At 72.0% G+C, this 13,453-nt stretch carries 14 protein-coding genes; 7 read left to right on the top strand and 7 right to left on the bottom strand.

What is annotated here, in order from left to right:
• Positions 1-20: 20 nt before the first annotated feature.
• The 6 genes from ACQPYA_RS14755 to ACQPYA_RS14730 all read right to left on the bottom strand — a co-directional run bounded on the left by ACQPYA_RS14755 (position 21) and on the right by ACQPYA_RS14730 (position 6,138).
• Positions 21-1,130 carry an ABC transporter substrate-binding protein gene (locus ACQPYA_RS14755; protein WP_433533160.1) on the bottom strand — a complete coding sequence of 370 codons (1,110 nt, stop codon included), beginning with the start codon at positions 1,128-1,130 and terminating at the stop codon, positions 21-23.
• A gap of 87 nt (positions 1,131-1,217) precedes the next feature.
• Complete coding sequence (locus ACQPYA_RS14750) at positions 1,218-1,613, bottom strand: nuclear transport factor 2 family protein (protein WP_433533159.1); 396 nt, start codon at positions 1,611-1,613, stop codon at positions 1,218-1,220.
• Entirely contained in the window at positions 1,613-1,924 is a 312-nt protein-coding gene (locus ACQPYA_RS14745) for a hypothetical protein (RefSeq protein ID WP_433533158.1), read from the bottom strand. The genes ACQPYA_RS14750 and ACQPYA_RS14745 overlap by 1 nt, the downstream gene beginning before the upstream one ends.
• Positions 1,924-3,000 (bottom strand): class I SAM-dependent methyltransferase, encoded by a 1,077-nt coding sequence (locus ACQPYA_RS14740; protein WP_433533157.1) that lies wholly within the window; start codon positions 2,998-3,000, stop codon positions 1,924-1,926. Before ACQPYA_RS14740 ends, ACQPYA_RS14745 begins: the two co-directional genes overlap by 1 nt.
• Positions 3,001-3,087: 87 nt before the next feature.
• Complete coding sequence (locus ACQPYA_RS14735; protein WP_433533156.1) at positions 3,088-5,121, bottom strand: FAD-dependent oxidoreductase; 2,034 nt, start codon at positions 5,119-5,121, stop codon at positions 3,088-3,090.
• Positions 5,122-5,397: 276 nt separating this feature from the next.
• Positions 5,398-6,138: a YqjF family protein gene (locus ACQPYA_RS14730; protein WP_433533155.1), complete on the bottom strand. Its 741-nt coding sequence runs from the start codon at positions 6,136-6,138 to the stop codon at positions 5,398-5,400.
• Between the two features lie 113 nt (positions 6,139-6,251).
• Here ACQPYA_RS14730 and ACQPYA_RS14725 point away from each other — a divergent pair, with 113 nt between their 5' ends.
• Together ACQPYA_RS14725 and ACQPYA_RS14720 are read left to right on the top strand one after the other, a co-directional pair.
• Positions 6,252-6,626 (top strand): PadR family transcriptional regulator, encoded by a 375-nt coding sequence (locus ACQPYA_RS14725; protein ID WP_433533154.1) that lies wholly within the window; start codon positions 6,252-6,254, stop codon positions 6,624-6,626.
• The gene (locus ACQPYA_RS14720) at positions 6,623-7,996 is read left to right on the top strand and encodes a permease prefix domain 1-containing protein (RefSeq protein WP_433533153.1); all 1,374 of its coding nucleotides are present in this window, start codon (positions 6,623-6,625) and stop codon (positions 7,994-7,996) included. Before ACQPYA_RS14725 ends, ACQPYA_RS14720 begins: the two co-directional genes overlap by 4 nt.
• A gap of 33 nt (positions 7,997-8,029) precedes the next feature.
• Here the strand turns inward: ACQPYA_RS14720 and ACQPYA_RS14715 are convergent, their stop codons facing one another.
• Positions 8,030-8,389, bottom strand: coding sequence for an ArsR/SmtB family transcription factor (locus tag ACQPYA_RS14715; protein ID WP_433533152.1), 360 nt, complete (start codon positions 8,387-8,389; stop codon positions 8,030-8,032).
• Between the two features lie 67 nt (positions 8,390-8,456).
• Between ACQPYA_RS14715 and ACQPYA_RS14710 the strand changes: the two genes are divergently transcribed.
• The 5 genes from ACQPYA_RS14710 (at position 8,457) to ACQPYA_RS14690 (ending at position 13,311) form a co-directional block, all read left to right on the top strand.
• A complete protein-coding gene (locus tag ACQPYA_RS14710; RefSeq protein ID WP_433533151.1) occupies positions 8,457-9,527 on the top strand; it encodes a cation diffusion facilitator family transporter in 1,071 nt (356 codons plus the stop codon).
• A gap of 206 nt (positions 9,528-9,733) precedes the next feature.
• Entirely contained in the window at positions 9,734-10,822 is a 1,089-nt protein-coding gene (locus tag ACQPYA_RS14705) for a FecCD family ABC transporter permease (protein ID WP_433533150.1), read from the top strand.
• 25 nt (positions 10,823-10,847) lie between these two features.
• Positions 10,848-11,837 (top strand): ABC transporter substrate-binding protein, encoded by a 990-nt coding sequence (locus ACQPYA_RS14700; RefSeq protein WP_433533149.1) that lies wholly within the window; start codon positions 10,848-10,850, stop codon positions 11,835-11,837.
• A gap of 59 nt (positions 11,838-11,896) precedes the next feature.
• The gene (locus ACQPYA_RS14695) at positions 11,897-12,619 is read left to right on the top strand and encodes an ABC transporter ATP-binding protein (RefSeq protein WP_433533148.1); all 723 of its coding nucleotides are present in this window, start codon (positions 11,897-11,899) and stop codon (positions 12,617-12,619) included.
• On the top strand, positions 12,616-13,311 hold the full coding sequence (locus ACQPYA_RS14690; protein WP_433533147.1) for a class I SAM-dependent methyltransferase: 696 nt from the start codon (positions 12,616-12,618) through the stop codon (positions 13,309-13,311). The genes ACQPYA_RS14695 and ACQPYA_RS14690 overlap by 4 nt, the downstream gene beginning before the upstream one ends.
• Positions 13,312-13,453: the final 142 nt, after the last annotated feature.

Genomic DNA, 13,453 nt, shown 5'->3' with positions numbered 1-13,453 from the left:
CCCTTCCGCGTCCGCTGCTGCTACTTGGTGTAGTTGGCGGCCTTGTCGAGCACCGCGGCCTTGTCGAACTGGTTGGCCCCGGCCAGCAGGCCCGGCTCCCACACGTCGGCCAGCGCCACGTCGCCGGTGATCTGCCCGGCCTCCTTGGTGTACGCCTGGGTCTTGGTCCACTCCTGCTCGCTGATGGCGCCCCAGTCGGCGAAGTCCTTGGGCTCGCCGGTGGCGGGGGTGGCCGTCTTGAGCCACGCCTGGAGGCTGCGCACGTCGTTGGGCAGCTGCTCGTCGACCGACTTGCCGGCGAGGATCTGCGGGAAGACCTGGTAGCCGATCCGCATCGCCGCCTCCGGGTTGTTCGCGGAGAACAACATCGCCTTGTACGCGGCCCGCAGGAACCGGGTGTACACGTCCTTCTTGTCGTCGAGGCCACGTGCCCCGACGGCGAAGCTCAGCGAGCGGATGCCGACGAAGGCGTCCGGGTTGTTCAGGTACTTCAACGTGGTACCGGCGTTCTCGATCACCGCGTACGCCTGGGTGTAGAGCGCCAGGAGGTCGACCGTGCCGTCGTTGAGCGCGGCGGCGGCCTGCGCGCCGACCCCGACCGGCAGCAGCTCCACGTCCTTGGCCGGGTCGAGACCGGCCGCCGCGACGTAGGCCCGGGCGTACGGCGCGGAGCCCGACGCGAGGCTGATCACACCGATCTTCTTGCCCTTGAGGTCGGTGCCGCCGGTGAGCGTGCTGTCCGGCTTCACGGCCATCACCCACGGCCAGTTCTGCACCAGGCCGCCGATCGCCTTGACCGGCACGTTCTTCTCGACCGCACCGAGGATGGAGCCGGTGTCCGCGGCGGTCACGTCGGCGCTGCCGGTGGCGACCGCCTGGAGGGCGGCCACCGAACCATCGGTGTTGATCGTCTCGACGGTCAGCTTCTCCTCGGCGAAGTACCCCAGTTCCTTGGCCACCGCGAACATGGCCACCTCTTCCTTCGGGCCGATCACCGCGGAGGCGATGGCGAAGGTCAGGTTCGCCGGCGTGCCCTCCTCGCCGCTCGAATCCCCGCCGGATCCCCCGCATCCGGCCAGCGCCACCGCGGCGACCAGCGCCGCCGGCAACAAACCCCACTTCTGCTTCATCTCGAACACCTCGTCAACGTTGGGAGAAAAGGAATCTTCAGCCGGCCTGTCGGCCGGGGTCGGTGGTGGCGGTGCGGGGGTGGCCGGTCAGCGGGAAGCGGCTTCCCGCTGCGCCACCGCCACCGCCAGGTCGTTGAAGACGTGCTGTTCGACGATCAACCCGTCGCGGACGAGGAACACGTCGGCGTACCGGATCCCGTCGAACGCGGTGCCGTCCGGCCACTGCCCGTAGAGCCGGCCCAGCGAGGTCACCGTGATGTCGTCGCCGCCGGCGCCGACCAGGTACCGGTCACGGTGCTTGCGCACCCACCGGTAGGTCCCGGTCGACGCCGCGACCATCTCGTCGAGGGAGCCGAAGCGACGCCCCCCGGGGAACACCAGCCGGGCGCCCGGGGCGAGCAGCCGGCCGGCCTGGTCGAGCTGCCGGTCCTCGCACAGCTGGAGGTAGTGGTCGACCAGGCTGGCCGGCGGCGTCGGCTCCATCAGCCGCTCTTGCCGTTCAGTGCCGCCTCCCACTGGTCCCGCAGCGGGTGTTCGGCCGGGCCGTCCTCGGTGAGGATCCGCATCAGCCGGGCCAGCAGCGCGTCCCGCTCGGCGCCGAGCAGCTGCTGCTCGTCGTGGCTCGGCTCGAAGCCGTCCACGTCGCCCGCGCCGAGCACGTCGCGGCGCACCAGCAGCGCCTCCACGGCCAGCAGCCGTTGCCGGGTCACGTGCAACTCGGTGGAGAGCTGGAGGACCAGGTCGAACAGCTTGCCGAACCGGGGGTCGTCGAAGTAGTCGAACTCGCTGCTCATCACGCCTCCGGCTTGGTCGCGGACAGCACGGCCCAGGGGAAGTGCCACTCGGCGCGGTCGCCCCAGCCCTCCGGCTGCATGCCGTTGCGGCGCTCGTCGAAGGGCGTCCAGCCGGCGTCGGTCAGGCCCAGCTCGGTGCAGACCGCGACCAGGTCGGAGCCGAACAGCGCGTGGAAGAACGGCTCGTTGTTGCGCTCGGCGTGCTCGTAGACGGTGGCGTCGCGCAGCGGGTCGCCGGTGAGCTGGAACTCCAGGAACCGCAGCGCGCCGCCGGGCTTGAGCAGCCGGGCCGCCTCCGCGATGGTCTCCCGGATGGCCTCGGCCGGCATCTCGTGCAGCACCATGGTCCCGGTGACCACGTCGCAGGAGCCGGCCGGCAGGCCGGTAGCCCGCCCGTCGCCCTGGCGGTAGTCGATGGGCAGCCCGGCCGCCTCCGCCTCGGCGTGGGCCAGCCGCAGGCCGGGCGCGGCCAGGTCGAAGCCGATGACCTGGGCGCTCGGGTACCGGCCGACCAGCGGGCGGGTGCTCTTGCCGAACCCGCAGCCGATGTCGACCACCCGGGTCGCCGCCGGCAGGTCGGGCAGCGCGGTCTCGGTGAACAGCTTGTGGAACTTGTAGCCGTCGTTGTCCCGCAGCATGACGATGCGGGCGCCGAACTCGTAGACGTATGCGGACATGTCGTCGGAGAAGAAGCCGCCCGGCTGGATGTGGATGTCGTAGTCGGTGTACCAGTCGGGCAGCGCCAGGTCGGGGTCCAGTCGCAGCGAGCCGACCGGCTGGGCGGGGATCGCGGCGAGCTGATCGGCCAGCTCCTCGCGGCGGCTGAGCACCGCGTCACCGGCGGTCTTCCAGAGCATCTTCTGCTGCACCCGCTCCAGGTGGCTGAACCACGGGTACAACGGCAGCCCGCGCAGCGCCCGGCCGGCCTGCTCGATGTCCGCGGCCTGCCCGCCGGTGGCGGCGTACTCCCGGGTCAGCGCCGGGTAGACGGTGTCCGCCCAGCGCTTGCGCAGGCCGAGGACGAAGTCGACGGCCGATCGTTCGTCCAGTGTGAGGCGGTTCTCGATGTCCAACAACTCAACTCCTTGGGGTCGGTCCGACCGTGGTCGGCTGCCGGTGCGGGTCAAGCGGGATGGCCGGCACGCCGGGGCGTGCGGCACGGGTCAGTGGGCATGGCTCACCAGTTCGGCGGCCGGGGTGTCGTGACGGCCGAGGAAGGCGCCGGCCAGGCGGCCCTCGTAGACCGCCTCCAGCGCGGTGCGGGGGGCGTTGGCGTCACCGGCCAGGTGGAGGGTGGGTCCGTCGGGCCGGGCGTCCAGGGCGCGGAACAGGTCGTCGACGGCGACCGCCGAGCCGGCGTCGATCACCGCGGCGACCTCGGTGAGGGTCACGTCGGCCCCGGCGAGCGGCCCGGTGAGCGCCACCGTCGTGGCGCCGACCGCCCGGACGGTACGCAGCGGATGCGCCACCACCCGCAGGTCGGCGAGGCGTTTGAGCAGCGCCAGCCGGGAGTAGGTGGTGATCCGGGCGGCGACCGCGGCGGTGGGCGAGACCAGGTGCACCTGACCGCCCCGGCGGGCGATCCCCTCCGCGACGGACGCGGCCGCCCAGGTGCCCTCGTCGTCGATCACCACGTACGTCCCGGTCAGCCGGACGTCACCGGTCGGCGCGACCAGGTCCGCGACCGCCTGCCACAGGTCGAGCACCGGGGGCCCGCCGGGCAGCGGCCGGCGGGCCGGGCGGGACCCGGTCGCCACCACCACGTCCTGGTAGCCGCCGGCGAGCACCTCCTCGACGTCGGGCCGCCAGCCGAGCCGTACCTCGACACCGGCCGCGCGGATCTCCGCGGCGAGGTCGCGGGTGAGCAGGCCGAGGCGTTCCCGGCCGGGCACCCGGGCGGCGAGGGCGACCTGTCCACCGAGGTCGGCGCCGGCTTCGGCCAGGTCGACCCGGTGCCCGGCGCGGCGGGCGGCGGCAGCCGCCGCGAGGCCGGCCGGCCCGCCGCCGACCACCAGCACCCGCCGCTGTCCGCCGGCAGCGGCCAGCTCCCGCCAGGCGGTACGCCACTCCCCCTCGGCGCCGACCTCCGGATTGACCACGCAGGAGATCGGCAGGCTCAGCTCCAACCGGCCGATGCACCCCTGGTTGCAGGCCAGGCAGGACCGGGCCTCGTGCGGGCGGCCCTCGGTGGCCTTGCGCACCAGGTGCGGGTCGGCGATGTGCGGGCGGGCGAGGCCGACCAGGTCGGCCTCGCCGGCGGCGACCAGTTCGGCCGCCTCGGGCAGGCTGTCCAACCGGCACACGGCCAGCACCGGCAGGTCGGGGAACTCGCGCTTGAACCGTGCCGCGTGGTGCCGGAACGGGGCGTGGCCGAAGCTCATGTCCGCCATCTGGGTGGCCAGCGAGTAACTGCCGTGGTAGGCGGAGTGGCTGACGTGGACGTAGGCGAGGGGAAAGTCCTCGCGCAGCCGGGCCACGATCTCCACCACCGCGTCCGGGTCCAGTCCGCCGGGCAGGAACTCGTCGGCGCTGACCCGCAGCCCGACGGGCAGCTCCGCGGCCGACTGCACGGCGGCGAGCACCTCGCGGGTGAGCCGCAGCCGGTTGTCCAGGCTGCCGCCGTACGCGTCGACGCGCTGGTTGGTGTGGGGCGACAGGAACTGCTGGAGCAGGTGGCCGTGTCCGGCGTGGACCTCCAGCCCGTCGAAGCCGGCGCGGTGCATCCGGCGTGCCGCGGCGGCGAACGCGGCCACGACGGTGGCGATGTCCTGCCGGCCCATGGCGTGCGGCACGTGCGCGCCGGCCGCCCACGGCACCGGTGAGGACGACCAGGCGGCGGTACGGGTGGCGTCGCCGTTGGCCTGCCGTCCGGCGTGCATGATCTGGGCGAAGATCCGGGCTCCGTGCTCGTGGACCGCGTCGGTCACCGCGCGGTAGGCGGGGATGACCGCGTCGCTGAAGCTACCCAGGCTGATGCTGCGTCCGGCGCTGGTCGGGTGGACCCGGATCGCCTCGGTGATGATCAGACCGACGCCGCCGCGGGCCCGTTCGGCGTGGTAGGCGGCCAGGCGCGCGGTCGGTTCGTTCCGGTGTCCGAAGTTGGTGGTGTGGCCGGGGACGAAGACCCGGTTGCGCAGTTGCACCGGTCCCAGGCGCACCGGGGTGAGTAGTGATCGAAGGTGTCCGTCGTTGGCCATGCCCGCGGCCTCCCGTCTGGACGGCGTCCGGCCCGTCGAACCAACTTCGTTCGGTTGAGCCGTACGCCGTTCGATTGGGGGGAACGCTAAGTCAGGCGGAGATCGGCCGTCAATAAGCTACCCGCAGGTAACTTATTTCGAGACAAAGCCTTGACCTGCTGTTTCTCTCAGCGGAACAGCGTGGCCGACCGTATTGCGCGGCTATTGCCGACCGGTGACGCTTCCCCGCCGACCGGCGACGGCGGCGGGACGATGCGCCGAGCCGCTCCGCCGCCGTCAGCAGCCCCGGAGGGTAACCGGTGAACCGAAGCGGACCGGGACGCCGGGAGAGTAGAGGACGCTGGCCGGCGGGCCCAGCGGCGACGGCAGCCCGGCGGCGGCGATCAGCTCGTCGTCCAGACGCAGCAACTCGGCCCGGTGCAACGGCCAACGGGGATGCCAGTTCGGCAGGTGCCGCGTATGCCCGTAGGCCCGGGTGTGCAGGCCCCACCGGGCGGTGACGAAGTGCTCCAGCGGGCTCGGCTCGGCGACCGGTTCACCCACCCGGACCTCCATTCGGCTCGTCGCACCAGCCGGCCCCGGCCAGCGCCGCCGGCACCGGTAGCTGAGCCGGTCACCGTCGCGCTCCAGCCGCATCGCCGACCACATGTACGGAAGCCGCAGGGTCGCCCGGGCGACCAGCACCGGGACCAGCCGGGACGCGTCGAGCGAACGGAACACCACGGCCCGCCGGCCGGCGCCGTCGACCGAGTAGAGCCGGACGTTGGTCTCCCAGAAGCTGCCGAAGTAGGGCACTCCCGGGCCGCAGCCCAGCCCCAGCCCGACCATCCGGAAGCCGATCAGCCCGACGTAGCTGAGCCCGTCGACGGTGTCCGGCCGGGTCCCGGCCGGCAGCAGGGGCGCAACCACCTCCGGCGCGACCGGCCAGTGCAGGAAGAGGAGATCCTCCCAGCTCTGCCGGAGCCTCACCCGCCTGAACGCCTGCTCGGGCGCGCAGTCAACCGGCTCGATGTCCACGTATCGATCCTGCCCGACCTGCGCCGGCACGGACAGGCCACGGTTCCTTGCGCCGGGATATACCTAGAACTACTATGCATCAAGGTTCTAGGTATAAATCACGGGAAGGTCTCATGAAGCTCACCAAGGATCTCGTGGCCGCCTCGGCCACACCGATGGTGCTGGGCATCCTGGCCGACGGCGAGAGTTACGGCTACGCCATTCTCAGACGGATCAACGAGCTCTCCGATGGCGAGCTGGACTGGACCGAGGGTCTGCTCTACCCGTTGCTGCACCGGCTTGAGCGCCTCGGCTACGTGGAGGCGAGCTGGCAGTCGGTCGCCGGGGAGCGACGACGCAAGTACTACCGCATCACCAGCAGCGGCCAGGCGGAGCTGGCCGAGCAACGCCGCCAGTGGGACACGGTCGTGGGCGCGCTCAAGGAGATCTGGCCCGGCCCCGGTGACGTCCGGCGGTCGGCCGCGATTCCCCTGGGCGGTCCGGCATGACAGCGGCGGAGGGCCATGACGAGCTGGCGGACCAGTTCGCTCAGTGGCGTCAATACGTGCAGCGCCGCCCAGAGCTGCGACAGTCCGACTCGGAGGAGCTTGAGGACCATCTCCGGGATTCCGTCGACGAACTCGTCGCCGTCGGGCTTCGGCCGGACGAGGCGTTCCTCATCGCGGTCAAACGCATGGGCCGCCTGGACGACCTGGCTCGCGAGTTCGCCCGGGAGCACTCGGAACGGCTCTGGAAGCAACTGGTGCTGACCGGTGGGGCCGACGGCCCGGTGGCGAACCTCCGGTCCCGGCGTGACCTGCTCGTGATGGTCGCCTGCGCGGCGGGCGCGGCCCTGTCGGTCAAGCTGCCGGAGTTGTTCGGGATGAGATTCGAGCAGGACGGCGCGTTCTACGCGCCCAACTTCGCCCTCTTCGCGCTCCCCTGGCTGGCGGCCTTCCTCGCCTGGCGGCGGCAGGCCCGACCAGCGCTGGTCGGGGTGCTGCTGGCGCTCTTCGCGCTCGGCGGCGTCGCGGCCAACGCCTATCCGCTCGCGGACGACTCCCAGTCGCTGGTGCTCACCGCCATCCATCTCCCGATCGCCCTGTGGTTCGTGGTCGGCCTCGCCTACGTGGCCGACGACCTGCGCTCGTCCCGTCGACGCATGGACTTCATCCGCTTCACCGGCGAGTGGTTCGTCTACTTCGTACTCATCGCCCTGGGCGGCGGTGTGTTGATCGCGTTCATGGTCGGCACCTTCACGGCCATCGGAATCGTCCCGGAGAATTTCATCCAGCAGTGGGTCCTGCCCTGCGGCGTGGTCGCCGCGGTGGTGGTGGCCGGGTGGCTGGTCGAGGCCAAGCAGAGCGTGGTCGAGAACATCGCGCCGGTGCTCACCCGGCTCTTCACGCCGCTGTTCACCGCCGTGCTGCTGGCCTTCCTCGTGGCCCTCGTCTGGACCAGCGCCGGCATCGACGTCGAGCGGGAGGCGCTGATCCTGTTCAACCTGCTGCTGGTCGTGGTGCTCGGGTTGCTGCTCTACTCGATCTCGGCCCGCGATCCGCTGGCCCCGCCGGGCCTCTTCGACAAACTGCAACTCGCCCTCGTGATCAGCGCGCTCGTCATCGACGTGCTGGTGCTCCGGGAGATCACCCATCGGATCAGCGAGTACGGCACGACCCCCAACAAGGCCGCCACGCTCGGCGAGAACCTCATCCTGCTGGCCAATCTCGCCTGGTCGGCGTGGCTGATGCTGCACTTCGTCCGCCGACGCAGACCGTTCGCCACGCTCGAACGCTGGCAGACCAGCTACCTCCCGGTGTACGCCGGATGGGCCTGGATCGTCGTCCTGGTCTTCCCACCGCTGTTCGACTATCTCTGACGGCCGGTCCGGGTCGCGCTTCCCGCCCGGCTGTCAATCGTGCTCCGGCGCACCGGTCACCCGGTGCGCCGCAGCGTGCAGCACCTCTGCCACCAACCGGCGCACGTGCCCGCCCCGGGCCCGGTAGAGCGCCCGGCGGCCCTCCCGCCGTACGCTCACCAGCCCGGCCAGCCGCAGCTTGGCCAGGTGCTGCGACACGGCGGGGCGGGCCGCCCCGATCGCTGCGACGAGGGCGCTCACGTCGTGTTCGCCCTCGCTGAGCAGCCACATCAGCCGCAGCCGCGTGCCGTCGGCGAGCATCCGCAGCATGTCGACCGCCGCCTCGACCTCACCCCCGCCGGGCAGCTGTTGTTGCAGGTCACTGGCACCTGCAACGTTGTCGCGTGCGTACATGAGCACATATTATCGCGGTCGCCGCCGCACCGCGCAGCGTGCGCGTGCCCACCACCCTGGGGGGACCGTGACACCGCCCATGCCCGACCACGACCACGACCACGACCACGACCACGACCACGACCACGGGGAGCGTCGCCGACCTGCCGTGCGGTGGCATCGACTGGCCCACCTGGCCGTGCCGCACTCCCACGACACCCGGGCGAAGGTCGACCCGGCTCTGGAGACCTCCCGCGAAGGTCTACGCGCGCTGTGGATCTCGCTGGTCGGTCTCGGCGTCACCGCCGCCGCCCAGGGCGTCATCGTGGCGTTCTCCGGCTCGGTCGCCCTGCTCGGCGACACCCTGCACAACGTCACCGACGCGCTGACCGCGGTGCCGCTCGCCATCGCCTTCCTGCTGGGCCGCAGGGCGGCCACCCGCGCCTACACCTACGGCTTCGGCAGAGCCGAGGACATCGCCGGCATCATCATCGTCGTGGCCATCGCCGCCTCCGCCGTCGCCGCCGGCTGGACCGCCGTCGACCGGCTGCTGCATCCCAGCGAGATGACCCACATCCCATGGGTGGCCGGCGCCGGCCTGGTCGGATTCGCCGGCAACGAACTGGTCGCCCGGTACCGGATCCGCGTCGGCCGCCGGATCGGCTCCGCCGCTCTCATCGCGGACGGTCTGCACGCGCGCACCGACGGCTACACCTCCCTGGCCGTCCTCGGCGCGGCCGGCGGCGCCGCCCTCGGCTGGCACTGGGCCGACCCGGTCGTCGGCCTGGCCATCGCCGTCGCCATCACCCTCGTACTCGCCGACGCCGCCCGGGAGATCTACCGGCGACTCATGGACGCCGTCGATCCCGCCCTCGTCGACCAGGCCGAGACCACCCTGCGCGACATCGACGGCGTGCGCGACGTGACCGCGGTACGGCTACGGTGGATCGGTCACCGTCTGCACGCCGAGGCCGACCTCGTCGTCGACGCCGGCCTCAGCCTCGTCGCCGCCCACACGATCGCCGCCGACGCCGAGCACCAACTCACCCACCGTGTCCCCCGCCTGACCAGCGCGACCGTGCACACCGACCCGCACAGCCACCCCGGCCGACAGCACCATCCCGGCCTGTCCCACCAGCGACGACACCTCGGCAGCTGATCCCACCGCCGGGCGACCAGAACGGATGGCGCGGCCCACGCCAGCGCGGCGGACCCGTCCGACAACAGCGCCAGCGGGCCGGGCGGCCGGTTGATCAACGCGGTCGGGCAGGTGAACAACGCCTCAGCCGCCTTCCACTTCCTTGATCTTGCTGTTAGCTTTTGCCAAGTCTTTGCAAGAGCCAAGAGAGTGCACATGGGGGTACGGTGGCGGTCACCGCCCTGCCGAAGGAGCAGCCGGACCTGCTCGGCGTCGCGGCCCAACGACGCCGGACCGGGGCGTGGCTGCTCGCGCTGACGGTCGGGCTCATCCTGACCGGGGTGGCCGCGGTCGGGTCCGGAGCGGTCGGGATTCCCCCGATGACCGTGGCCCGGATCATCGGGCACCAGCTCGTCGGCCTGCCCGCCGAGGTGAGCTGGACGCCACCGCAGGAGGCCATCGTCTGGCAGGTCCGACTGCCCCGGGTCCTGCTCGGCATGCTGGTCGGCGCCGGCCTGGCCGCCTGTGGGGTGGCGTTGCAGGCCATGGTGCGCAACGTGTTGGCCGACCCGTACCTGCTGGGCATCAACTCCGGCGCGTCCAGCGGCGCTGCCGCCGCCATCCTCTTCGGCGCGGGCGCCGGCTTCGGCCAGTACGCCCTCTCCACCAGCGCCTTCCTCGGCGCGCTCGCGGCGTCCGTGCTGGTCTTCCTGATCGCGCGCAGCGGGGGTCGGGTGACCTCGATCCGGCTGCTCCTGTCCGGAGTCGCCGTCGGTTACGCGCTGTACGCCACCACCAGCTTCCTGATCTTCGCCTCGGGATCCGCCGAGGGGGCCCGATCGGTGATGTTCTGGCTCCTCGGATCGCTCGGGCTGGCCCGGTGGAACGTGCTGCTGGCGGTGGCCGCGCTCGTCCTGGGCGCAATGATCCTCTACCTGACCGTCGCCGGGCGGCGGCTCGACGTGCTGGCCATCGGTGACGAGACCGCACAGGCCCTGGGCGTGTCGCCGGACCGGTTCCGGCTACGCCTGCTCGTGCTGGTCTCGCTCAGCGTCGGCGTGCTGGTCTCCGCGGCCGGCAGCATCGGGTTCGTCGGGCTCGTCGTCCCGCACCTGGCCCGACGCATCGTCGGGGCGCCACACGTCCGCGTGGTGCCGGTCGCCGCCCTCCTCGGCGCGATCCTCCTGGTCTGGGCCGACGTGCTGGCCCGGGTGCTGCTGGCCCCGCAGGAGATCCCGATCGGCATCATCACCGCCCTGCTCGGCGCGCCCTTCCTGCTGGTCCTGATCCGCCGTCTGCACGCCACCGGCGCATGAGCGCCTGATCCGTCGAGGGAGAACCATGAAGGCAACGCGGCTCGCCGCCACCGCGGCCGTCTCCGCCACCATGCTGCTCGCCGCCGCCTGTGGCGGCGGCACCGGTGACACGCCGGCCGCCGCGGGCCCGGGATACCCCGTCACCGTCAGCAACTGCGGGGTGGAGGTGAGCTTCGACGCCGCGCCGCAGCGGGTCGTCCTGCTCAAGAGCGCGGCCGTGCCGTACCTGCACGCGCTCGGGGTGATGGACCGGGTCACCGCCCGCGCCGGGCAGTACCCGAAGGAGTACTACGACGCCGCGACCCTCGCCGAACTGGACCGGATTCCGCTGCTGACCGACCAGACCGACACCAGCGGCCACCTCCAGATCTCCAAGGAGGTGGTGATCAGCCAGCAGCCCGACCTGGTGCTCGGCGAGGTGGACAACCTCTCCCGGGACACGCTCTCGGCGGTGGGCATCCCCCTGCTCGAGGAGCCCGCCATGTGCCCCGACAGCACGGCCGTGCCGACCTTCGACGACATCTACGCCCAACTGGAGACCTATGGCCGGGTGTTCGGCCGCGAGGAGCAGGCCGCGACCGCGGCGACCGCGCTCCGGGAACGGATGACGAAGATCCAGGCCGAGGCGGCCCCGGCCGCCGAGCGCACCGCGGCGGTGCTCTACCCGACGGTCGGCGGCGGCACCACCTACGCCTATGGCACCGCCAGCATGGCCCACCCGCAGCTGGCCGCCGCCGGATTCCGCAACGTCTTCGGCGACGTGCCGGAGCGGGTCTTCGAGGTCAGCGTGGAGGAGCTGCTCGGCCGCAATCCCGACGTGCTGATCCTGCTCTACGGCGACGGCGACCCCCGGGCCGTCGAGCAGGGGCTCACCGGGCTGCCCGGGGCGGAGAAGCTCAACGCCGTCCGCAACGGTGACATCATGACCCAGCTGTTCAACTTCACCGAGCCGCCGACCCCGCTGTCGATCGACGGCCTGGAGCGGATCGTGCAGCGGTTCCGGGCCGGCGCGTGATCGAGGCGACCGGGGTCTGCTGGCGCTACGGCACGAACCCCGTGATCGACGGAGTCAGCGTGACCGCACGACCGGGTCGGGTGCTCGGGCTGATCGGCCCGAACGGCAGCGGCAAGACCACCCTGCTGCGGCTGCTCTACGGCGCCCTGCGCAGCGGCACCGGAGGGGTGCTGGTCGACGGCGACGAGCTGTCCGCGCTGCCGTCGCGGGAGGCCGCGCGGCGGCTGGCCGTGGTCGTGCAGGAGACCGGCGGCGAGACGGCGCTGACCGTGGCGGAGCTGGTGCTCCTGGGCCGTGGACCGCACCTGTCGACGTTCCAGCGGACGGGTCGGATCGACCACGAGATCGCCGCCCGCTGCCTGGCCCGGGTCGGCGCCGCGCACCTCGGCCCGCGGGCGTTCGCCCAGCTCTCCGGCGGCGAGCGCCAGCGGGTGCTGATCGCCCGCGCCCTCGCCCAGCAGGCCACCCACCTGTTGCTCGACGAGCCCACCAACCACCTGGACATCCGCTACCAGCACGAGGTGCTCCGGCTGGTACGCGATCTGGACACCTGCGCCGTCGTGGTGCTGCACGACCTCAACCTCGCCGCCCGCTACTGCGACGACCTGGTGCTGCTCGGCCGGGGCGGGGTCGCCGCGGCCGGCACCACCGACGAGGTGCTCGTCCCCTCGGTCCTGGAACCCGTCTACGGCATCGGCATCCAGCGCCTGGACCTCGACGGCGCCATCCACCTCCTGTTCCACCCGACCGACCAGACCGCCCAGGAGAGGACAGCCGCATGACGGCACAGGACCGGATCAACGCCTACTGGACCGGCCGCGCGCCCAGCTACGACGAGTACCAGCAGCGGCCCGACCGCCTCGCCGCCGACCAGCGGGCCTGGTCCGACATCTGGGCACGGGCCCTGCCGGCGGCGCCGCTGGACGTGCTCGACGTCGGCACCGGCACCGGCCAGGTCGCCATGGTCCTGGCCGGCCTCGGGCACCGGGTCACCGGCATCGACCTCTCGGAGGGCATGCTGGCCCAGGCCCGCCGGCACGCCGCCGCGATGGCCGGCGGCCCGGTCATCACGTCCGGCGACGCCGTCCATCCGGACTTCCCGGCCGCCAGCTTCGACGCGGTGACCAGCCGCTACCTGATGTGGACCCTGCGCGAACCGGAGACCGCCGTGGCGAACTGGGTCCGGCTGCTGCGGCCGGGCGGCACGGTCGCGGTGGTCGACAGCACCTGGTTCCCCAGCGGCCTGGACGACGCCTCGGAGAACTTCGCCGACCACTACGACAGCCAGGTGCGGGCCGTGCTGCCGCTGGCCGCCGCGACCTCCATCGACCAGACGGTGGCGGTCCTGGAGCAGGCGGGCCTGACGGCGGTCACGGTCACGCCGCTGACGTCGATCTTCGAGCTGGACCGGCAGTTCGGCGTGGCCCCTAGTCACGAGCACCAGATGCAGTTCCTGATCAGCGGCCGAACCTGACCGCCACCGATCAGCGGCGACAGCCAAAAGGTTTTGTATGGTTCCTACAACCCGGGCTGTGCCGGGTTCGGTGGTTACGACATGGCGCTGCCAGCTTCCAGGCAGAAAGGTGATCTGTGCCGAGGGGCCACCGTCCCCCGGC

The sequence above is a fragment of the Micromonospora sp. CA-263727 genome (genome assembly GCF_050942455.1).
GTDB lineage: Bacteria > Actinomycetota > Actinomycetes > Mycobacteriales > Micromonosporaceae > Micromonospora.
This window is presented reverse-complemented; position numbering and strand designations above follow the sequence as displayed.

Coding starts and splice junctions, on each gene's coding strand:
- ACQPYA_RS14690 (WP_433533147.1), top strand. CDS start 12,616: ATGACGGCACAGGACCGGATCAACGCCTACTGGACCGGCCGCGCGCCC.
- ACQPYA_RS14755 (WP_433533160.1), bottom strand. CDS start 1,130: ATGAAGCAGAAGTGGGGTTTGTTGCCGGCGGCGCTGGTCGCCGCGGTG.
- ACQPYA_RS14750 (WP_433533159.1), bottom strand. CDS start 1,613: ATGGAGCCGACGCCGCCGGCCAGCCTGGTCGACCACTACCTCCAGCTG.
- ACQPYA_RS14725 (WP_433533154.1), top strand. CDS start 6,252: ATGAAGCTCACCAAGGATCTCGTGGCCGCCTCGGCCACACCGATGGTG.
- ACQPYA_RS14735 (WP_433533156.1), bottom strand. CDS start 5,121: ATGGCCAACGACGGACACCTTCGATCACTACTCACCCCGGTGCGCCTG.
- ACQPYA_RS14715 (WP_433533152.1), bottom strand. CDS start 8,389: ATGTACGCACGCGACAACGTTGCAGGTGCCAGTGACCTGCAACAACAG.
- ACQPYA_RS14700 (WP_433533149.1), top strand. CDS start 10,848: ATGAAGGCAACGCGGCTCGCCGCCACCGCGGCCGTCTCCGCCACCATG.
- ACQPYA_RS14745 (WP_433533158.1), bottom strand. CDS start 1,924: ATGAGCAGCGAGTTCGACTACTTCGACGACCCCCGGTTCGGCAAGCTG.
- ACQPYA_RS14720 (WP_433533153.1), top strand. CDS start 6,623: ATGACAGCGGCGGAGGGCCATGACGAGCTGGCGGACCAGTTCGCTCAG.